The organism is Janthinobacterium lividum (assembly GCF_011601275.1).
GTDB classification, from domain to species: domain Bacteria; phylum Pseudomonadota; class Gammaproteobacteria; order Burkholderiales; family Burkholderiaceae_D; genus Janthinobacterium; species Janthinobacterium lividum_E.
This window is the reverse complement of sequence record NZ_JAAOLY010000012.1, coordinates 150,308-171,114: the sequence shown is the minus strand read 5'-3', so window position 1 is coordinate 171,114 and position 20,807 is coordinate 150,308. Positions and strand designations below refer to the sequence as shown.

Genomic DNA, 20,807 nt, shown 5'->3' with positions numbered 1-20,807 from the left:
TCAATTTTTCTTTCCTTGCGTCAAAAATCGGCATAAAATGAAACCGTACAGTACAGTTTCACTACGTAGATTTAAAAAACCAGCCATCCCCGGCGTGCTTGCCTGGGCAGGGGAGGCGTCATGGATAAAAAATGGACACTTCAGTAAATAAAGGCGCGCCGGCGATCCCGGCGGTCTTCAGGGGCAAGCGGCTTGCCTTGACGGTTTTTGGCATTTTCCTCGGCTTTTCCGGCCTGGCCCTGGCGGCGGGCGGCATCGAACTCATCACCCTTGGCGGTTCCTGGTATTACCTGCCGGCCGGCCTGGGCCTCATCCTCGCCGGCGTGCTGTATTTGCGCCGCAAACCGCTGGCCAGTGCCGTCGTCGCCGCGCTGGTCGTCGTCACCCTGATCTGGGCCGTGTGGGAAATCGGCTTTGCCTTCTGGCCCATGGTGCCGCGCCTGGCGCCGTTCATTGTCATCGGCCTGGTGGCTGCCTTGCTGCATCCGTGGCTGGCCGGGCGTGCTCACAGTGGCCAGTCGCGCGGTTTCACGGCGCTGTTCGCCGTCGTGCTGGCGGCCGGTTTCGCCTCGATGTTCAAGCCGCATGGCGTGACGGAGGCGAATGCGCAGCCGCAGCAGGATGCCGTGGCGGCCATCAATGGCGGCAGCGCCAACTGGGCGCATTACGGCTATGGACCGTCGGGCACGCGCTTCGCGCCGTACACGCAGATCGACAAGGCCAACGTCGACCAGCTGCAGGTAGCGTGGACCTACCGCTCGGGCGAGCTGGCCGAAGGGGCATCCGAATCGCAAAACACGCCGCTGCAGATCGGCGACACCATTTATACTTGCACGCCGACGAGCAAGGTCATCGCGCTCGACGCGGACACGGGCAAGGAACGCTGGACCTTCGATCCGAAGCCTGCGAATACCAAGACGTGGAACCGTTGCCGCGGCGTCGGCTACTACGAGCCGGCCAAGGTGAAAAAACCGTTCCAGTTCGAGGGCATGCAGGCGGCCAGCGTGCCGGTGGCGGGCTGCGCGAAGCGCATCGTGCAGGTGACCATGGATGCGCGCCTGATCGAGATCGACGCGCAGACGGGCAAGCAGTGCGAGGGCTTCGGCGACAAGGGTTCGGTCGACCTGACGGTCGGCCTGGGCAAGGTGAAGATGAACGTGCCGTACTACGCCTACACGTCCGCGCCCACCGTGGCGCGCAACCTGATCATCCTCGGCGGCTGGGTCTTCGATGGCCGCTCGACCGATGAACCGTCGGGCGTCGTGCGCGCCTACAGCGCCGACACGGGGGAACTGGTGTGGGCCTGGGACCTCGGTAATCCGGCCATCACGAAGCTGCCGCCGGAAGGGCAGAGCTACACGCGCAGCACGCCGAACATGTGGTCGGCGCCCGCGTTCGATGATGCGCTGGGCCTGGTCTACCTGCCGACGGGGAACGAGCAGCCCGACTTCTGGGGCGGCAAGCGTCCGCCGCTGACAGAGAAGTATTCTTCGGCCATCGTCGCCCTCGACATGGCCACGGGCCGCGAGCGCTGGACGTATCAAACTGTTCACCACGATATCTGGGATTACGACGTGGCCGCGCAGCCCGCCCTGTACGACGTCCCGGACGGCAAGGGTGGAAAAATACCCGCGCTGGTGCAGCTGACCAAGCGAGGCCAGATCTTCATGCTGGACCGCCGTACGGGCAAGCCGATTGCGGAGGTGGAGGAAAAGCCCGTGCCGCAGGAGCATGCGGCCGGCGACTGGGTATCCAAAACGCAGCCATATTCGACTGGCATGCCGGCCCTCGGTGCGGAAACGCTCACGGAACGCGACATGTGGGGCGCCACCTTCTTCGACCAGCTGGCTTGCCGCATCAGCTTCCGCAAGCTCAATTATCAGGGCGAATTCACGGCGCCAAGTACCAGGGAAACCTTGATCTACCCGGGCTACTACGGTGGCTTCAACTGGGGCGGGGCGGCTGTCGATGAAAGCAATGGCTATATGTTCGTCAACGATATCCGCATGCCGCAGGTGGTCAGGCTGGTGCCGCGCGAGACGGTGGACGTGGCCAAGCTGACGTCCGGCCATGGCGTGGGCAGCACCTATCCGATGGATGGCACGCCTTTCGTCATCGACCACAAGGCCTTCAACTCGCCGCTGGGCATACCGTGCCAAAGCCCGCCGTGGGGCGTGTTTGCCGCGATCGACCTCAAGACGAAGAAAAAAGTGTGGGAGCGTCCGGCCGGTACGGTGCAGGATGCCGTCGTCAACGGTGTCAAGGCGAGGCTGCCCATCCCGCTGGGCATGCCGACCCTGGGCGGCGGCATGAGCACGGCGTCCGGCCTCGTGTTTTATGCGGGCACGCAGGATTACTATTTGCGCGCCATGGACATCGCCACCGGTCATGAAGTGTGGAAGGCGCGCATGCCGGTCGGTTCGCAAGGCACGCCGATGACCTATGTGTCGCCCAAGTCGGGCCGCCAGTACGTCGTGGTCGTCGCGGGCGGCGCGCGCCAGAGTCCGGACCGTGGGGATTACGTGATAGCATACGCGCTTCCCAAGACACAGTAAGAGTTTGCTTCATGCCCCAGTTGCGCACCGTTCCCGCTTCCCCGAGTACCCGAAGCGAGGAGCGGCGGCGCAAGCTGCTGGTGGCGGCATCCAGGCTCTTTCTTGACTCCGGCTACGACGGCGTCAGCATGGACGCCATCGTGGCCGAGGCGGGCGGTTCGAAAGCCACCGCCTACCGCTACTTCGGCAGCAAGCAGGAATTGCTGGTGGCCGTGGTCGAATACCTGTGCGCCGACTTCATCATCGCGCTGCGCCAGCTCGATACGTCGCAAGCGGGCCTGGAACAGGGCTTGCAACTGATCCTCGATGAACTGGTGGCCGTCGTCACCAGCCCTCGCCACGTGGATTTCTACCGCCTCGTCGTCACGGGCGCCGCCGCCGTGCCGGCCGTAGGCCAGACCTGGTACGAGCACGGCCCGCAAGTGTGGCACGCATTGATCTTGCGCCTGCTGGAGCAGCAGCGCACCCGTGGCCGCATCGCGCCCGGCACCTCGTTTTCCAACCTGCCGCAAATCCTGTTCGACGCCGTCTTTTCGCACCTGACCACGCGCACCGTCATGCTGGGGCAGGGCGGCGATGCGGCCACCTTCAGGCCCCTTATCGCGGAGCTGATCGAACTGGTGGTGGCGCGGGTGGAGCGTAGAGCGGATTAGGTCTGGCAGGGCCGTAATTCGACAGCATTGTTGACGCCACCATGTCGGATCGCTCTTGCGCATCCCGGCTGCCCTGCTAATTTGACCTACGCGGCTGGACTGTTGTCGTGTACGCCTGCTTACGCCCCAAAGCAGCCGTTTACAGATTGACTTCTCAAGTTCAAAGTCGCTGTTCAGCTAAACGTCGCCATCGTTATCGTCGTCAGGACCGTAGATGTCCAGATCGAACTCGATTCCGCGTGAACCAAGAGCAAGCATGGTTTCCGGACTGATCGAGAGGCCGTCGTTCGTACTCTGCATGAACGCGCCACAAAACATATCCACATCATAGGAAGACGTCAGGGCCTGCCAGACCATAAGATCATCAGTCATTTTGGCCATCAACCATTTGATCTGACCATCAAGGTCTTCCGGCTCCGTGCGCTTAGCCGTAAGGAGCCAACTCCCGCAGGTAATTGTTCGCTCCCTTCCAGATGGATACTTGATCACTTCTCCTTTTACTCTTGCTTGGGTTGGCTCGCATTTCAACATGAGCGAGATTTCCGCCGGCTGGAGTTCGTCACCGAAAATTCTTAGGCTTGCTGCTGATCGACGGATTAGTCCCATACTTAGTGTGATCGTTCGTTATCCCGAGTTAAAAGGTCGGTTTCGGTTAATGCTTCAGAGTCCGCTCATGGCCTGCTGCTGCCATTAACAATTCAGCATCCGCAAGATGCAACACTCTACCCTAAATCGTCCCCCCCCAAGGCTAGGGCTCACTATAAATAGAAGCCAAGCGGCCAGCGCAGGCTTCTGCTTTGGGCAGACGCCATGTCGGGCCGATCATGAGTTGTATGCGATTGACTCGCCCCCCTGGTCGCATTGCCCCAAGGGCGAATGTTATAGTGGCGAAAATTTATTGAAAGAAAGAAACTGCCATGAAAAACGACGCAACCACTCGCCCGCAAGCAAACCAGGCACCTGTCAGGCTCAGCAAAGGGGACTTTGTCACCGTACTGCGCAAGCTGCTGCAAGAAGAAGCAAAGGCTGGCAAGTCCAGCGTGGACGTGCGCGCCGCGAACCTGCACACCGAGGTTGGCGTTTATCCGGCGCGCGGCCACTCGATGCCGACTTGTTGCACGGTGATGTATGAAGAAATGCAGCCGGGTGACGAGATACTGCTGACGCCACCCGGCGGCAAGGGAGCTACGTTGCTGGTGCGGTATAAACTCCCGCGCTGATGCAGGCGCCGCAGTGGCGGCGAACCCATTGCCAAGAAAATCACGTCCTCTGATACGTCAATGCGCCGCGCGCAATCACGCACCCATCGTCGGTAACTTATAGCGCGCAGAGGCTCGCGCTTCGCTGAGGCTGCCTTGCTTGGATGGCGGCCCGGTTCAAGAGCCTATAAATATTTATATAAGCTCTTATATAAAAAGTGCTAGCATGGTTGCATGAAACCTGGATTAGGCACGCAATTACGACATCTCATCGAACTGCTTGACGGCGCGGTCGAGCAGGCCTACGTGGAAGCGGGGCTCGATTACCGGCCGCGCTACACGCCGGTGATGCGGGTGCTGGCCGAGCAGCCGAGCGCGACCATCGGAGAGCTGGCGGCCGTCGCCGGCCTCACTCAGCCCGCCGCGACCCAGACAGTGGCCTTGATGGTGAAGAAGGGCCTGCTGACGGTGGCCGCCGGCGGCGAAGACGGCAGGCAGCGCGTGGTGCTTCTCAGCGCCGGTGGCGCAGCGCTGCTGCCGCGCCTGCGGGTGTGCTGGCAGGCGACCAAATCCGCGGCCGACAGCCTTGATGCGGAACTGGCGTTTCCCTTGTCCGACTGCCTCGCACAGGCGATCGCCGTACTCGAGACGCGCTCCTTCGGCGCGCGCATCCGCGATGGCAGGCTGCGCCTCGATGCCGGCTCTGACGCAGGCACAAACGCTTCGTAGTCCAACTTGGAGGAATGTATGTCAGGTAAAAAGAAGTTTGTCGCAGGCGTCGTATTGGGCACGCTGTTGTCGTTGCACGCCTTCGCGGCGGAGGACACCGCCTTGAACGCGGCCGATCGCACGGCGATCGTGCAGACACTGGCAGTGAAAATGAACGCGAATTACATCGAACCAGCGGTGGCCGAACGGGTCGGCAGTGCGATCGCCAGGAAGAATGCCGAAGGCGGCTATGCGACCGCCGCCAGCGTGAAGGCCTTCAGTGCGGCACTGGCGAAGGACTTGCGGGAACTGAGCGGTGACTTGCATTTCGGCGCCGCGTTTTACGAAGGTCTTCGTGAGCGCAGCGGTACCGATGAACTGCCCAGCCGCGCCAAGATTGAGGAATGGCGCGACCAGACCGCGCGGCGCGGCTATGACATCGAGAAGATCGAACGCCTTCCCGGCAACGTTGGCTATATCGAGCTGCGCGGCTTCGGCGGCCCGGAATTCGTCGCCGCGGCGTACACGGCGGCGATGTCGCTCATGGCGGGGACGGATGCGCTGATCCTCGACCTGCGCCGCAACGGCGGCGGCAGCCCGGCCAGCGTGGCTTACCTGATGAGTCATTTCTTCCCGTTCGGCGACGAGCGTCACCTGATCGACATGTACGATCGCCCGACCAATACGACGCGTCAGTTCTGGACCGTGAAGACGGTCGCACAGCGTTACGACAAGCCCGTGTACGTGCTGACCTCGGCCCGCACGTTTTCCGGCGGCGAGGATTTCTCCTATGGCATCCAGGCGCAGAAACGGGGAACGGTGGTCGGAGAAACCACCGGCGGCGGTTCCAATCCCGTGAGCTGGTACAACGTGGGGCAGGACATCATAGTCGCGATCCCGACCGCGCGCACGACCAATGTCGTCACCAAAACCAACTGGGAGCACGTCGGCGTGAAACCGGACATCGCCGTGCCGGCGGCGCAGGCGCTGCAGACGGCGCATGTCGCCATCCTGCGCAACCTGGTGTCATCGGCCAAGGAGGGTGACGAGCGCAAGGAGCTGCAGCGCGTGCTGGCGATGGCGGAGAAAGGGGAGTCCGAGAAGCCGGTCTATACGCTCAGGGGCGGGCGTTAATCGAGCCGTGCGCATGCGGGGGGGCGCTTGCCTCCGCGCCGGAAATGATCGGAAATGGGCTGTGCGTTTTTGACGCCAACGCACGCCGCGACGCCTCTGAAAACCGTAGCCGCAGGCTTGCAGTGCGTCCCTCACATCATGTCGCAATACCATACTTGTGCTGCGTAGCCGCATACTGCTGCTTGAGCGACTCCAGCTTCGGATGCTTGGGATCGATCTTGCGGATCACTTGCATCTGGTGCTGCGCCTGTTCAGCGAGCGGGGCTTCCCAGCCCAGCATGTTGAGCTGGCGCAGGATGGCGTCGACGGAGGCGAACAGCACGGGCAGGTTGCCCGGCGTCTTGCGCAGGGCCTGGCGCAGCACGAAGACGGCGCCCTTGAGCTCTCCGCTTTCCGACTTGCTGGCCGCATCCTGCATCAGTTCCTGCACCTGGTTCGTGATCTGCTGGCCCATGCCTTGCGCCAGGTCATGGCGGCCCGCTTTTTCAAACACGTCGACGGCCGCTTCCATCGTCACGTCGCTGTCGGCTTCGTTGACGAGTTTCATCATGACGTCGGACGCCGCCTGTTCCAGGTTGTTCTTCAGGCAGCTCTGCACCAGGCCCACTTTCAGCTGCGTCGACAGGCCCCGCGCCGTGTCCAGCGCGGCGGCGGCCAGTTGCAGTTCGGTGGCGGCGGCGATGTCGTTGCCCGACAATTCATGCAGCATGGCGGCCGAGATGGCGCGGCACGCTTCCACGTTGGCGCCGCCCCGCAAGGAACGCTCCATGTCGCGCAGCACGCCGCTCGCCTGCGGCGCGTCGCCCTTTTTCACCAGCGTTTTTACCAGGTTGACGTGGTCTTCCGGGTCGCGGAATTCGGAGTACTTGGCTTTCGTCACGACCTGCTTGTAGGCCCGTTCGGCCGCGCCGATGTCGCCCGTGTCGAAGGCGATGCCGCCCAGGTGGCGCAGGCGACGCACCATGTGCGGCGAGATGGCCACGGCGTCCTCAAGGATTTTCTTGGCTTGCAGCTGCTGGCCCATGGCTTCATGGTTTTGCGCCAGCAAGTCGTAGGCGGCCATGAAGCGGGGATAGGTCTCCACCAGTTCCAGCAGCGCGTCCTGCGCCTCTTCGTGGCGCTGCTGTTCGAACAGGGTGCGCGCCAGTCCCAGGTGCGCCCAGGCCATGGGCCGCGTGGCCAGCATGTCGGCGTAGAGCTGTTCCGCTTCCTTCCATTCGTCCAGGCTGATGTGCAGTTCGGCGCGCAGGCGGGCGAAATCGGCCGTCAGGCGAGGGTGCTGCAGTTCGGCCGCGCGGCAGCTTTTCACGGCTTCGCGCAGGTCGCCCTTGTCGATCAGCTGATACGTGGGCAGGAAAACGGCGCGCCGATCGATGGCGCGCGCGATGCGTCCGCTCAGCACGTCGACGGTGAACGGTTTTAATATGTAGTCGGACGGAGTCAGCTCGGCTGCGCTGATCACCTTGCTGTGGATGGCCTCCGAGGTCAGCATGATGAAGATCGTCCACAGGCCGATCAGCTTATGGTGGCGCAAGTCTTCCAGTAATTGCTGGCCATCCTGACCGTCCGTGCCGCTGCCAAGGTCGTATTCGCACAGGATGATGTCGAACGGTTTCTTCGTCAGCAAGCGGATGGCCGTGCCGGCATTGACGGCATATTCCACCTTGGTGATGGCGGCCTGGTTCAGCATATTGTGCAGATTGCCCCGCATGCTGGGGTTCGGGTCGACGATCAGGACAGATAAGTCGCTAGTTTCTGGCATGGTTCAGCTCTCGTTCATCTGTTCGGTCATTTGCGGGAACTCTTCTTATATATGTCTCTGCCTGGCAGTATTACTTTTTATCAGCATACTGCAAAGCTGCCCGGCACTGCCAGCAAAATGCGTGCAAACGGGCGCGGGGCAGGGTGCATGGCGCATCCGGTGGCGCGCAGCGTTGTATTTCATGGCGCCGTTGTGCTGTGCGCCAGTGTCGGCGCCGCAAATTCCAACACATAGTTGACTAGCATGATAGTATCCTAATTACAACTAATGTTGGATGCCGCACAATCTTGCGGCCAGGCATGCGCAAGGCTGTACCGGGCGCTTTTCTTCTTTCTGGTGTCGATACCCGTATGCGTGTTCCTGATCTTTCTTCCCTGCGGCGTGTTGCCGTTCCCCTCGCATTTGGCGGCAACAGCGAACAGCAGCATACCTATTTTGCGGAATTGCACCGGGTCGGCATGGTCACGCAAGTGCTGGGCATCATCGCCTTCAGCCTGACGTGGCTGCTGATGCCGCCCACCTACCATCCGAACCTCACGCATGCCGTGCTGGCGCTGCTGGGCATGCTGATCAGCCTCATCGTGCGCTACCGCTGCACCACCTTGCCCGTGCTGACCGTTACGGGCGCCTGCGCCGTGCTGGCGCTGACCTTCGGCTTGCGCACCATGGCTGACGCCGTGCAGCACGCCAGCTTCTGGGTCTTGCCGGTCGGCGTCTTCATGACCCTGGCCATCGCCTCCATCTTCAATGGCGGCCTCAGCTACCTGGCCGTGGTGGCCGGCGTGTGGTGGAACGTGGGCCACGGCCTGTATCCCGTCAACGCGGGCTTGCCCGACCAACCCTGGGCGCCCTTGATGATCGCCGTCAGCGTGCTGTTCGGGCTGGCGCTCAATGTCAGCTTCAGTTTATTGCGCTTGCGCAACTATCACTCCAAGGTGGAATTGACGCGGCTGGCCTTCCAGGACAGCCTGACTGGCCTGAACAACCGCCGCATGTTCACGCAGCGCGCCCAGCAGATGCATGGCGCAAGCCATGGCGGCATGCTGCATGTCCTGATGATCGACATCGACAATTTCAAGATCATCAACGACCAGCAGGGCCACGATGCGGGCGACGCGGTGCTCGTGCGCACGGCCGCCGTCATTGCGGACAAGGCGCGGGGCCATTTGTGCGGCCGCCTGGGCGGCGAGGAATTCGGCATCGTCTACGCGGGCGACCGAGACGATGCGCGCGCCTTTGCCGGCGCCCTTGTCGAGGCCGTCAGCGAGGCTTTCCTGGCCGCCCAGTTCGTGTCGATCAGCGTGGGCGTGGCCGAGCTGGACCGGAGCAAGGAGCTGGGCCACAGCTACCGGCTGGCCGACGAGGCGCTGTACCTGGCCAAGCGGCAAGGCAAGAACCGCTATGTGATCGCCTGATGACCGGCTGAGGGTGTTGTTGCCGTGTCAAAAACTGCCGCTGTGCGGGGCAAAACGGTGGCAAAGGGCCAAGTTCCGGTCATAAGGCAGGGGTAAAACGGGTATAATGCGCGCAAAGGAAATTTGCCGTACGAAAGATATTGTCATACCTACCTTTAACCCGCAGCCACGCTGCATCAACCACCTTCCAATCATGTTGATACTGCCGGGTTCCAATGCCCTGTCCCATTTCCGTAGCCACCGTCTGTTAAGCCAACTGCAAGCCGTCTCGCCTGCGATCGTTGCCGTACAAGCACGCTATGTCCATTTCATCGATGCCAGCGCGCCTCTCACCGACGACGACAGCACGCGCCTTGGCGCCTTGCTGACGTACGGCGAGCCGGCCCAGGCTGACAATACGGAAGGCGCTGCCGAAGAATTCTTCGTCATCCCCCGTTTCGGCACGATTTCGCCGTGGGCCTCGAAAGCCACCGACATCGCGCACAACTGCGGCATGGCGCACATCAAGCGCGTCGAACGCGGCATCGCTTTCCGCATCAACCTGAAATCGGGCATCCTGGGCAGCGCCATTGGCGCCGGCAAATTGACGGACGAGCAGGTACAAGCCGTGGCCGACCTGCTGCACGACCGCATGACGGAATCCGTGCTGCGCAGCGCCGACGACGCCAAGGACCTGTTCCGCACGCTGGAAGCACGCCCGCTCGAATCGATCGACTTGCTGGGGCAGGGCAAGCGCGCGCTGGAAACGGCGAACACGGAACTGGGCCTGGCGATGTCGGAAGACGAAATCGACTACCTGGACGCCGCCTTCACCAAGGCCGGCCGCAATCCGACGGACGTGGAACTGATGATGTTCGCGCAGGCGAACAGCGAGCATTGCCGCCACAAGATCTTCAACGCCGACTGGACCATTGACGGCGTGGCGCAGCCGAAATCGCTGTTCGGCATGATCAAGAACACGCACGAACTGCAGCCGAAAGGCACCGTTGTCGCCTACAGCGACAACTCGTCCATCATGGAAGGCGCGACGGTCTCGCGCTTCTACCCGCGCGGCGACAAGCACGAATACGCGGCATCGACCGAATTGACGCACACCCTGATGAAGGTGGAAACGCATAACCACCCGACGGCGATTTCTCCGTTCCCCGGCGCCTCCACGGGCGCGGGCGGCGAGATCCGCGACGAAGGCGCGACGGGCCGCGGCGCCAAGCCAAAAGCCGGCCTGACAGGCTTCACGGTATCGAATTTGTCATTGCCAGACGCCGTGCGCAGCTGGGAAACGGCCGCTTCCGTGACGGCGCCATTGGCTGGCCGCACGGATGCGGATCAATACGGCAAGCCGGAGCGCATCGCTTCGCCGCTGCGGATCATGATCGAAGGGCCGCTGGGCGGCGCCGCGTTCTCGAACGAATTCGGCCGTCCCGTATTGGGCGGCTACTTCCGCACGTATGAGCAGAACGTCGGTGCGGATAAAGATGCCGTGTTCGGCTACCACAAGCCGATCATGATCGCTGGCGGCATCGGCAATATCTCGGCGCAGCACACGCACAAGAACGACATCCCCGTCGGCAGCCTGCTGGTGCAGCTGGGCGGCCCCGGCATGCGCATCGGCATGGGCGGCAGCGCCGCTTCGTCGATGACCACCGGCAGCAACACGGCCGACCTGGACTTTGACTCCGTCCAGCGCGGCAATCCGGAAATGGAACGCCGCGCCCAGGAAGTCATCAACGCCTGCTGGCAAATGGGTGCGGACAATCCGATCATCTCCATCCACGACGTGGGTGCGGGCGGCTTGTCGAACGCTTTCCCGGAAATCACCAACGACGCCAAGCGCGGCGCGATTTTCGACCTGCGCAAAGTGCCGCTGGAAGAGTCGGGCATGGCACCGAAGGAAATCTGGAGCAATGAGTCGCAGGAACGCTACGTTCTGGCCATCGCGCCGGAAAGCCTGCCACTGTTCAAAGCCATGTGCGAACGCGAACGCTGCTTGTTCGCCGCCGTGGGCGTGGCCACCGAAGAACGCCAGCTCAAACTGATCGATCCGGAACTGGGCAACGAGCCGGTCGACATGCCGATGGACGTCTTGCTGGGCAAGCCGCCAAAAATGCAGCGCGACGTGGTCCACGTGGCCAACGATTTCCCGGCCATCGATCTGACGGGCATGGACCTGGCGGACGTGGCGCAAAAAGTGCTGCTGCTGCCCACCGTGGCCGACAAATCCTTCCTGATCACCATCGGCGACCGCAGCGTAGGCGGCATGACCGTGCGCGACCAGATGGTGGGACCATGGCAAGTGCCGGTGGCCGATTGCGCCGTCACCACCATGAGCTTTGAAGGTTATCTGGGCGAAGCGATGGCCATGGGCGAACGCACGCCGCTGGCCGTCATCGACGCGGCGGCTTCCGGCCGCATGGCCGTGGGCGAAGCCGTCACCAACATCGCCGCCGCAGCGATTGCCGACATTTCCGATATCAAGCTGTCCGCCAACTGGATGGCCGCCTGCGGCCAGCCTGGCCAGGACGCGGCCCTGTACGACACCGTCAAGGCTGTCGGCATGGACCTGTGCCCGGCGCTGGGCATCAGCATCCCCGTCGGCAAGGATTCGCTGTCGATGCGCACGACGTGGAAAGACGAGAACACGGGCGCGGCGAAATCCGTCACGTCGCCAGTGTCGCTGATCGTTTCCTCGTTCGCGCCAGTGACGGACGTGCGCAAGTCGCTCACGCCGCAGCTGAAAAGGGACCAGGGCGACACGTCATTGATCTTGATCGACCTGGGGCGCGGCAAGAACCGCCTCGGTGCATCCGCCCTGGCGCAAGTTATGGGCCAGCTGGGCAACGCGACGCCGGACGTGGACAGCGCGGAAGACTTGAAAGGCTTCTTCGCCGCCATCCAGAAATTGAACAGCGACGACAAGCTGCTGGCCTACCATGACCGTTCGGACGGCGGCCTGTACGCCACCCTGACGGAAATGGCCTTCGCCGGCCACACGGGCATGTCCGTCAACCTGGACATGCTGACCATGGAAGGCGAGCATTCCAGCGACTGGGGCGATGCCAAGAACTGGGCCGGCCAGGTAGCGGAACGCCGCAACGAACTAACGTTGCGCGCCTTGTTCAGCGAAGAACTGGGTGCCGTCATCCAGGTGCGCGCGGAAGAAAAATCGTTGGTGATGGACGTGCTGCGCACCTTCAATCTGGGCGCCTGCAGCCATATCATCGGCAAATTGAACGACCGCGACGTGATCGAATTCACGCGCGACGCCAAGCTGATTTACACCCAGCCGCGCGCCGAGCTGCACCGCCTGTGGAGCGAAACGAGCTGGCGCATCGCCCGCCTGCGCGACAATCCCGCTTGCGCCGACGCCGAATACGACCGCCTGCTGGACCTGCAAGATCCGGGCATGACGCCGATCGTCACCTTCGACCAGAACGACAACATCGCCGCGCCCTTCATCGCCACCGGCGTGCGTCCGCGTGTCGCCATCCTGCGCGAGCAGGGCGTCAACTCGCACATCGAGACGGCCTACGTGATGCACCAGGCAGGCTTCACGGCTGTCGACGTGCACATGAGCGACCTGATTGCTGGCCGCGTCAAGCTGGACGACTTCCAGGGCGTCATCGCCGTGGGCGGTTTCTCGTACGGCGACGTGCTGGGCGCGGGCGAAGGCTGGGCGAAAACCATCCTGTTCAACGCCAGCCTGGCGGAACAGTTCGCGCGCTTCTTCAACCGCACGGACAGCTTCGGCCTGGGCATCTGCAACGGCTGCCAGATGATGAGCAATTTGAAATCCATCATCCCCGGCGCCCACGCCTGGCCCAAGTTCACGCGCAACAAGTCGGAGAAATTCGAAGGCCGCTTTGCCATGGTCGAAGTGATGGATTCCCCATCGATCTTCTTCAACGGCATGGCCGGCACCCAGGCCGGCATCGCCATCGCGCACGGCGAAGGCTACGCCGACTTCTCGCAAACGGGCGACATCACCCAGGTCACCAAAGCCATGCGCTTCGTCGACAACAAGGGCGCAGCCACCGAAGCCTACCCGTACAACCCGAACGGCTCGCCGGAAGGCATCACCTCCGTCACCACGCCAGACGGCCGCTTCACCGTGCTGATGCCGCACGCGGAGCGCGTGTTCCGGTCAGTCCAACAGTCGTATCACCCTGAAGCATGGGGCGAGGACTCGCCGTGGATGCGCATGTTCAGGAATGCGCGGAAGTTTGTGGGGTAATTAGTTCTCTTGCAGGGCAGCGCTGGAGTTCAAGGCGCTGCTGCTGGGGTAGGTATGAGAAAGCCGCTGTCGGGAGATAGCGGCTTTTTTTGTATTATTTTAGCGCACGACGAGTGTCCTAATTCTCAGTGTATTTAATACCTAGAGTCCTCCAGAATGTCGGGTGTACACTAGCAACCGAATTTGGTTTTATTGATCCACTACTAGGTCCATCATTGGAGTGAAAAGACCATAATGTTGTGCTTGTCGAATCTGGTTTTATTCCAATGATTCCTACGATGTAGAATACATTAAATAGTGTTTGAATGACAAAGTGAAGTGTTCCTTTTTCATTCATGAAAAAATCCACAGCTGCAGCTATGACTATATCATTACTTTCCAGATCGCTTGAAAATTCATTGTACAGTAGTTCTTCCATCGTATCTTTTGATACGGTGCTTAATTTAAAGGAAATCGGTCGATTAAATAATATCTTCGTATAGGTCGTTAAGTGTGGGTATGTTGCTCCCCACTCTTCTTGTAGAGAGTTTAGCCTTCTTTTCGAGTATTCATTTTCCGCATCTGAAACGCATCTCGCTGAAACCAAATTTCTATCTTCGGCATGCTCTAAACAATTATTTACAAAAAGTATAGCATCCCTTGGGCGGTAAAATGTTCGTTGAGTTAGGTATTCTAAAAAATCAATCTTGCCCATTTTCAATGGGAATAATTCTGTTAGTTTTACTGCTCTTGAGGTATATCTTTGGCGAACCAACTTTCCGATTCTTTTGTCTAAAAGTTCTTCAATTTGAGTTTTTGACCATTTTAATTTTAAATAAAGAGATTCATATTTCTCTTCTTGGAATCCGGAGTCTCTTGTGGCAGATATAACTCTCCCTAGTAAGTCAACTCTTATTGCGATGATTACTTTTACATATTTTATTTTCTGAAAGGCCCGAACAGTTTCGATAAGTGCTCTAATGAGTTTGTAGCGTAATGACTCTTCAACCCAATGCTCATCAAGGCCATCAATTGTGATAAAGTATTTTCGTTGAGGGTCGTTAAAGATATCTTCAGAAAGAACTCGTATGACATCAGATAATTCCTTAATTTGAATCTGATTCACAACTTTCTTGCCTCTTTGTATCACTTCCTGCTTCTGTTCTTCTGTGAGTTTTCGGCCGCCAGAGAGATCGAATTTAAACCCTTGAAGTTCACTTCCTAACGATGATTTAAGGTCGCTTTCTATTTTTGTTGTTAATTCCTTTACTCTATATTCGGTTTCATCCCAAAACTTCTCTCCCCACTCCCTTAAGTAATTTATCGCTTTTTCCTTGGATTTATCCCGCTTTATAAGGCCGAATAGGGTTGGCAAAAACCCTTTTTTTTGATCATCATCTTTTAAGTCGAATTTGTATTTTAGCAATTCAACGGCGAGTACATGCTTCCATAGTAGTTGATAAAATAAGTCTAGGTTGACGCCAGCTGCTTCAAAGAAATTTAATATATCAGAATTTGCTATGTAAGAAAGTGATAAATTTTGAGGGGGGAGTTCTATTACATTTTCCTCCACCTCGCGTAATCTTCTGATTAATGCACTTTTCCCTGCTCCAGTGCGCCCAACTATTATTCTTTTTGAATTATTTATATCTTGAAGCGCATTGAGATCTCCGGTTTCGATGAAGCAATCGGAAATGTAATTGTCATCTGATTCTGCATCCGCTGTTCCTACAGTATCATTTCTTTTGAATCGAAATTCAATTCCAGAGCTCGTCATTAAAATGCCTCCTTAGAGATACTGGTTTTTTACAACCTTCCAGCCGCCCCCACAATCACCACCGCCGATGGCACCAGAAAAAACTGCGCAATCAGCGTCCCCGCCAATCTGCTCCCCACCAATCACATCACCGCCCGCCGGAACTGCGATTCTTCGATCTTGCCCTCGATGACGTCATCCGTCATGCCCGACACCACGTGCCGATGAAGACGGCCATCATGATGGTGGCGCCGCCGTTGATGATCGATGAAAGCGTGCTGGAGGTGACGCGCACGCTCGGGTCGAGCACGCCTGCGTACAGGGCCGCGAAGACTCCGACCGTCCACAGAGCCGTGGCGATGACGTTCATTGCTGTCATGGAGATGGAGCCTCCCGATTGTTGGCGCAGGCTCGTGACGTTGGCGGGCTTGGGCAGGTTGGCGGAGGTCTTGAGGTAGGACAGGCCGCCCTTGAACACGGCGTGCAGCAGCTTGGGCGCCGACCGGTGGACCTGGAAGTGCTCGACGGCGCGGCAGAAGGCGCGCTGGATGGGTTTCAAGTGGCGCGACAGCAGCATCAGAATGCTGAATGGGGCCAGCCGCCGCGGCGGATACCGGCGATGCGCATGGGATGCGAGGGTGCCGATCATGTGGATGATTAACGTCAATGCGCAAATCAACAGCAATTGCTTGTCCATCACAACCTTGCAGTGAAGAAAATGTAATTCCATGCTGCCATGAAATTATTAATTTTTCAACTGCAAATTATGTAACTTTGCGCCTTGCTCAATTGGCTTCGGTTTGTCGTTGTTTTTGAGGGAAACGCAGGCGATGGGCACGGGCGGCGGCCCACTTGCTTGTCCGATTTTGCTTTTCCTTTGCATATCTCTTGCTTGTATTTCAAGCTTGCACCCTCAACTACCGAGCATGGCGGCGTGTCTTGCCGCACTGATGAACGACCAACCCGGAGGTACACCATGAGTTTCGATTCCTTTCTGTCCAAGCTGAAGTCCAAGGCAAGTGAACTGAAAACCGAGGCACTGAAGTACAAGAACAAGGATTTCCTGAATGCCGCGATGGCGGGGTCGGCCCTGATCGCCATGGCCGACGGCAGTGTCAGCGCGGAAGAGAAGCAGAAGATGGTGAAGTTTATTGAAAGCAATGACGCGCTGTCGGTGTTTACCACCAGCGATGTTATCAAGGCTTTCCAGGAATATGTCGGCCAGCTGGAATTCGACAAGGATATCGGCGAAGCCAAGGCGTATCAGGCGCTGGGCAAGATGAAGTCGAATGTGGAGGCGTCGCGCCTGCTGGTGCGCATGATTATCGCCGTCGCCTCGTCGGACGGCAATTTCGACGCCAACGAGCAGCGCGTGGCCAGCAAGATCGCGCGCGAGCTGGGTTTGAATCCCGGCGAGTTCGAGTTGCAGTAAAGCCGGGCCAGCCGGCCCCGGCTGGCTAGCTTAACTTTTGTCCCACCACGGCGGCGTTCCCGACGACCAGGGGCACGCCATTTCCACTTCGCTGATCCTGTAGCGGATCTCGATCACCTGGCCGGGGCTGAAGGGGCCGCGTTTCCAGTCGCCGGAATCAAAGACGTAGCCTTTGCCCTTGATGCAAAGACTGGTCGGATTGTTGCCTATGGGGCCGGTCGAATGCAGGGTGACGCGCACTTCGCCGTTGGCGTCCAGCGGGGCGTCGCCGCCCATGAACAGTGGATCCGAGCCGACGTCGCAGACAGTGGTGCTGCCTATCTTGCTGCAGCGTTTGATATACGTTTGCTGGCGCGCATTGGCCAGGTAATCGTCATGCCGCATCGGCTTGCCATCGTCATAGGTAAAGCGCAGGGTGACTTGCGTCGGGGCGCTGGGAGGATGACGCTCGGTGCTGGTGCAGGCGGCGCTGATCAGGGCCAGCAAGGGCCAGGCCAGCAGGCGCAGGCCGCGCCGCAGCACGGTGAATATCAGGTTACTGGCAGGTTTCTGCATTGCGCTCCATGGGCCGTTGCCATTCGTTTAAGGAATTGGCGGCGATCATAGCACGCAATGTTTCCTGTTCACGCACGCTGGCAAAATGTACGCCACCTCAGCGCGACGCCAGGCCCATGGTTTGCACTTGCGAGGGCACGCTGGCGCCGTCCGACAGGTTCTGCGACGGCACCACCATCACCAGTTCGCCATCCACGCTGCCGTCATCGTGGTGGTCGATGCGCACCTTCAACTGGCGGTCCAGCGCGACGAAGGCGTTGCGGTCGGTGGCGATGATGCGGTGCTCTTCCTGCTTGCCGATACGCGCATACTTGGCAGCGCCAGCGAGGCGCAGTTCCAGGGTGTCGCCATTCGACAGCTCATAGGTGCCGACGAATTTCTTGAAATCCTGGCGCATCATGTAGCGCGGGTGTTCGGGCACATCGATGCGCAGCGCGTTGCCGGGCACGGTGACAGTGTGCTCCGGCGGCAGGGTTTGCGCGGTGGCTGCCGTGCTGGCGGCGGCGAGGCACAGGAGCGTGCCCAGGATGATGGTTTTCATGGCGTTGTCCTTGTCGGTTGATGGCCCCTGGCGCATGCCGCGCGCGGGCATGGGGCAGCAACCAGTCTAGGCGCGGGTATGGCGTGGCACATCGTTCATTCGGTGGAGATCGGTACGGATAGTTTGCGTGGCGGGCTAGCGCGCCGCGTGATTCATTTCTTGCAGAACCTCCTGGCACAGCACGCCATAAGCCACGCCCGTACCGCGCCTGTGTTCGGCACGCAGATAGGCTGCGCTGATGTCGTGCCACTGCACGCTGCCGGGCAAAGGACGCAAGTCGTCGTCCAGATCCATCTCGGAATGGATGAAGTGCCCCTCGGCGCTCAGCAGCCTGCCGTACACGGCGGGCATGCCAGGAAAGGCCAGCCGCAGGTCAAGCATCAGGGCCGCGCCCAGCGCCACGCCATGGCTGGCCGCGCAATCGCGCAGGGCGTCGGGCAAGGGCCGCGCGCGCCACCAGGCCGCCGTCTGTTTGATGGCGGCCAGGGTCAGCGCGTTTTGCTGTTGCACAGAATATTGCTTGCTCATGGCTGTCACCCATGCGGAAGGCGGCTTGCCGCATCAACGCGATGCCAGGCCCATGCTTTGCACATGGGCGGGCACGATGTCGCCGCTGGCCAGTTTTTCAGCCGGCACCCGCATCAGCACTTCGCCGCCCACGCTGCCATCGTCGCGCAAGTCGATGCGCATGGCCAGCTGCCGGTCCAGCGCCACGAAGCTGTTGCTGCCGCTGGCGACGATGCGGTGTTCTTCCTGGTCATCGATGCGCGCATACATCATGGCGCCAACGCTGCCAATATTGCGCAGGTGGAGTACCTGGCCGTTCGACAGCTCATAGCCGCCGCGGAACGGAGAAAAATCTTGCGCACTCATGAAGTGCCGTTGGGCCGGCAGTTCGATCGTCTGCAGGCGTCCGCCTGGAATGACGACGGTCTGGCTGTCGGGGAGCGATTGCGCATTTGCCAGCAGGGCGCAGGCGCCCAGGGTGCCGGCGAGGATCCACGTTTTCATTTTTCTACCCATCCTTGTAGTTGATGCCGGCCGCTGCCGGCGCGGCGATTGTCGATGCCAGGGAAATCGCGCCGGGTGGCCCGTGTGCGCCGTGGTGACCTTGGCAAGGCGCGGGCGCCCGGTCCTGCCAGTGTAGGCAGGCAAGATGCCGCGCACATCATCCGATCGGATGACATGGCCTCATGCATCCAACACGGTCAGGTGCGCCGTGGCGCCGTGGATCAGCGCGATCAGCTCGCCCTGGCGGCGCGTGTCGGTCTTCAAATAGGTGTGGTGCAGATGCGTCTTGACGGTATTGACGCTGATGCCGCCGCGCGCGGCGATTTCCTCGATAGTCGCCCCTTGCGCCAGTGCCTTGCCCACTTGCGCTTCGGCTTGCGTCAAGTCGAACAGCTGCCGCAAGGCAGTGACAGACGTGCTCGCTTGGGTGGGATCGCGCGCGATCAGCAGCGCGCATGGGGGCTGGCAATCGGCAAGCAGGGTGACTGTCAGGGCCAGGGGGCCTTGCTGTTTGCGCGCCAGGCGCAGCGACTGGCATTGCGCTGCGCCGCCCCTGCTGGCGACGAGCATGCGCACGGCGCGCGCCAGGTCGGGCGGCGCGGCGTGCGCCAGGTGCGCCGCATGCAAGGCATAGCCGGCGGGCGTGGCGAAACGTAGTCCGAGGTTGGCGTCGAGCACCAGCACGACGGCGCCCATGGCGTCGAGCGCCGCCAGCGCGCAGTGGCTGGCCAGTTGCGCTTCGCGCAGGCGCTGCTGCAGGCACAGGGCGCGTTGCAGATGCGGCAAGAGTTCCTGCCATTGCTGACCGCTCAGGTCAGCGCTGTCGAGCTGTGGCCAGTCGCCCGTGCCGCAGGCCGAGTCGTACATGGCGGCGATCAGTTTCCCCACATCCGCCGTTACTGTACCTGTGTCCATGTTTGCCCCCATTTCCTGACTACATCAGTGTGCCGCAGGCGCGCAGGTGCGGAACTGGGTAAGGGCGGTGTTGCGCAGCGATTCGCCTCACCTTTGTGAGGAAGGTCTGTTCGCTGCCTTCTGTCCTGGGCAACTATCAAGATAGTACAAAGATATCGGTGCTGCAATGGTTCGCGCCTGTCCTTCTGGATAGTGTTCTGCAGGAAACTCGCGCGAGTAAATCACGGCCATGATGTAAGATTCGCACTATGTCCGATTTTACATTTACCGAATGCCCATGAGTTCAATAATGATTCCCGACGTCGCCCTGGTCGACAATACCGAACAACGTACACCGCTGGTGCTCGTGCTGGACTGCTCCGGCAGCATGGATGGCGCCCCTGTCTCCTTGCTCAACGAAGGCCTGGCCTTGCTGGAACAGGAACTCAAGTCCGATGTCATCGCCGCCAAGCGCGTGCGCATCCTGGTGATTCAATACGGCGCCCACGATGAAGCCGTGGTGGCCAGCAACTGGTGCGACGCCATGGATTTCACGGCGCCCCGTCTGGAAGCGAACGGCACCACGCCGACCGGCGCGGCCGTCGAGCTGGCCCTGGCCGAGATCGAGCAGGAAAAGCAGCGCTTCCGCGCGGCGGGCGTGGCGTATACGCGGCCATGGCTGTTCTTGATGTCGGACGGCGAGCCGACGGACCGCTGGCAGCATGGCGCCGAGCAGGCGCGCGCGGCCGAGCAGGCGAATAAAGTGGCGATCTTCCCCATCGCCGTGGGCGACAACGCGAATATCGATACCCTGGGCGAATTTTCCAGCCGGGGCGAGCGGGGCGTGAAGCAACTGAAAGGCTTGCAGTTCCGCGAACTGTTCCTGTGGCTGAGCGCCAGCATGCAAGTGGTGTCGCAATCGCGTCCCGGCGCGCAGGCGCAGCTGGCCTCGACGGACGGCTGGTCTGTCGTCAGTACCTGA

At 60.3% G+C, this 20,807-nt stretch carries 18 protein-coding genes; 9 read left to right on the top strand and 9 right to left on the bottom strand.

Annotated features, from left to right (window positions below; all coding sequences use genetic code 11):
* The first annotated feature begins 131 nt into the window (after nt 1-131).
* A complete protein-coding gene (locus GYK42_RS18910) occupies nt 132-2,555 on the top strand; it encodes a membrane-bound PQQ-dependent dehydrogenase, glucose/quinate/shikimate family (RefSeq protein ID WP_166448764.1) in 2,424 nt (807 codons plus the stop codon).
* An 11-nt stretch (nt 2,556-2,566) separates the two neighbouring features.
* Nucleotides 2,567-3,208, top strand: coding sequence for a TetR/AcrR family transcriptional regulator (locus GYK42_RS18905; protein ID WP_166448763.1), 642 nt, complete (start codon nt 2,567-2,569; stop codon nt 3,206-3,208).
* A gap of 177 nt (nt 3,209-3,385) precedes the next feature.
* Here the strand turns inward: GYK42_RS18905 and GYK42_RS18900 are convergent, their stop codons facing one another.
* Entirely contained in the window at nt 3,386-3,814 is a 429-nt protein-coding gene (locus GYK42_RS18900) for a DUF4279 domain-containing protein (protein WP_166448762.1), read from the bottom strand.
* A gap of 311 nt (nt 3,815-4,125) precedes the next feature.
* Here GYK42_RS18900 and GYK42_RS18895 point away from each other — a divergent pair, with 311 nt between their 5' ends.
* From GYK42_RS18895 to GYK42_RS18885, 3 genes are all read left to right on the top strand, one after another.
* Nucleotides 4,126-4,428: a hypothetical protein gene (locus GYK42_RS18895; protein WP_034748565.1), complete on the top strand. Its 303-nt coding sequence runs from the start codon at nt 4,126-4,128 to the stop codon at nt 4,426-4,428.
* A gap of 213 nt (nt 4,429-4,641) precedes the next feature.
* Complete coding sequence (locus tag GYK42_RS18890; protein WP_166448761.1) at nt 4,642-5,136, top strand: MarR family winged helix-turn-helix transcriptional regulator; 495 nt, start codon at nt 4,642-4,644, stop codon at nt 5,134-5,136.
* An 18-nt stretch (nt 5,137-5,154) separates the two neighbouring features.
* Nucleotides 5,155-6,249, top strand: a complete 1,095-nt coding sequence (locus tag GYK42_RS18885; protein ID WP_166448760.1) for a S41 family peptidase — start codon at nt 5,155-5,157, stop codon at nt 6,247-6,249.
* Between the two features lie 136 nt (nt 6,250-6,385).
* Here GYK42_RS18885 and GYK42_RS18880 read toward each other — a convergent pair whose 3' ends face one another.
* The gene (locus tag GYK42_RS18880) at nt 6,386-8,011 is read right to left on the bottom strand and encodes a tetratricopeptide repeat-containing response regulator (RefSeq protein WP_166448759.1); all 1,626 of its coding nucleotides are present in this window, start codon (nt 8,009-8,011) and stop codon (nt 6,386-6,388) included.
* 350 nt (nt 8,012-8,361) lie between these two features.
* Between GYK42_RS18880 and GYK42_RS18875 the strand changes: the two genes are divergently transcribed.
* Nucleotides 8,362-9,426 (top strand): GGDEF domain-containing protein, encoded by a 1,065-nt coding sequence (locus GYK42_RS18875; protein ID WP_166448758.1) that lies wholly within the window; start codon nt 8,362-8,364, stop codon nt 9,424-9,426.
* A 193-nt stretch (nt 9,427-9,619) separates the two neighbouring features.
* Nucleotides 9,620-13,657, top strand: a complete 4,038-nt coding sequence (gene purL, locus GYK42_RS18870; protein WP_166448757.1) for a phosphoribosylformylglycinamidine synthase — start codon at nt 9,620-9,622, stop codon at nt 13,655-13,657.
* A 118-nt stretch (nt 13,658-13,775) separates the two neighbouring features.
* On the opposite strand, the gene GYK42_RS18865 is transcribed toward purL, so the two are convergent.
* Both GYK42_RS18865 and GYK42_RS18860 read right to left on the bottom strand, forming a co-directional pair.
* Nucleotides 13,776-15,413, bottom strand: coding sequence for a P-loop ATPase, Sll1717 family (locus GYK42_RS18865; RefSeq protein WP_166448756.1), 1,638 nt, complete (start codon nt 15,411-15,413; stop codon nt 13,776-13,778).
* Nucleotides 15,414-15,594: 181 nt separating this feature from the next.
* Nucleotides 15,595-16,089 (bottom strand): lipid II flippase family protein, encoded by a 495-nt coding sequence (locus tag GYK42_RS18860; protein ID WP_277346637.1) that lies wholly within the window; start codon nt 16,087-16,089, stop codon nt 15,595-15,597.
* Between the two features lie 279 nt (nt 16,090-16,368).
* Here GYK42_RS18860 and GYK42_RS18855 point away from each other — a divergent pair, with 279 nt between their 5' ends.
* A complete protein-coding gene (locus GYK42_RS18855; RefSeq protein ID WP_166448755.1) occupies nt 16,369-16,824 on the top strand; it encodes a tellurite resistance TerB family protein in 456 nt (151 codons plus the stop codon).
* 30 nt (nt 16,825-16,854) lie between these two features.
* Here the strand turns inward: GYK42_RS18855 and GYK42_RS18850 are convergent, their stop codons facing one another.
* The 5 genes from GYK42_RS18850 to GYK42_RS18830 form a co-directional block, all read right to left on the bottom strand.
* Nucleotides 16,855-17,379, bottom strand: a complete 525-nt coding sequence (locus GYK42_RS18850; RefSeq protein ID WP_166448754.1) for a hypothetical protein — start codon at nt 17,377-17,379, stop codon at nt 16,855-16,857.
* Nucleotides 17,380-17,476: 97 nt separating this feature from the next.
* Nucleotides 17,477-17,920: a hypothetical protein gene (locus GYK42_RS18845; RefSeq protein WP_166448753.1), complete on the bottom strand. Its 444-nt coding sequence runs from the start codon at nt 17,918-17,920 to the stop codon at nt 17,477-17,479.
* Between the two features lie 135 nt (nt 17,921-18,055).
* Nucleotides 18,056-18,448: a hypothetical protein gene (locus GYK42_RS18840; protein ID WP_166448752.1), complete on the bottom strand. Its 393-nt coding sequence runs from the start codon at nt 18,446-18,448 to the stop codon at nt 18,056-18,058.
* Nucleotides 18,449-18,481: 33 nt separating this feature from the next.
* A complete protein-coding gene (locus tag GYK42_RS18835; protein WP_166448751.1) occupies nt 18,482-18,931 on the bottom strand; it encodes a hypothetical protein in 450 nt (149 codons plus the stop codon).
* A gap of 180 nt (nt 18,932-19,111) precedes the next feature.
* A complete protein-coding gene (locus GYK42_RS18830) occupies nt 19,112-19,846 on the bottom strand; it encodes a helix-turn-helix transcriptional regulator (protein ID WP_166448750.1) in 735 nt (244 codons plus the stop codon).
* Nucleotides 19,847-20,123: 277 nt separating this feature from the next.
* On the opposite strand from GYK42_RS18830, the gene GYK42_RS18825 reads away from it, so the two are divergent.
* Nucleotides 20,124-20,807 (top strand): vWA domain-containing protein, encoded by a 684-nt coding sequence (locus tag GYK42_RS18825; RefSeq protein ID WP_166448749.1) that lies wholly within the window; start codon nt 20,124-20,126, stop codon nt 20,805-20,807.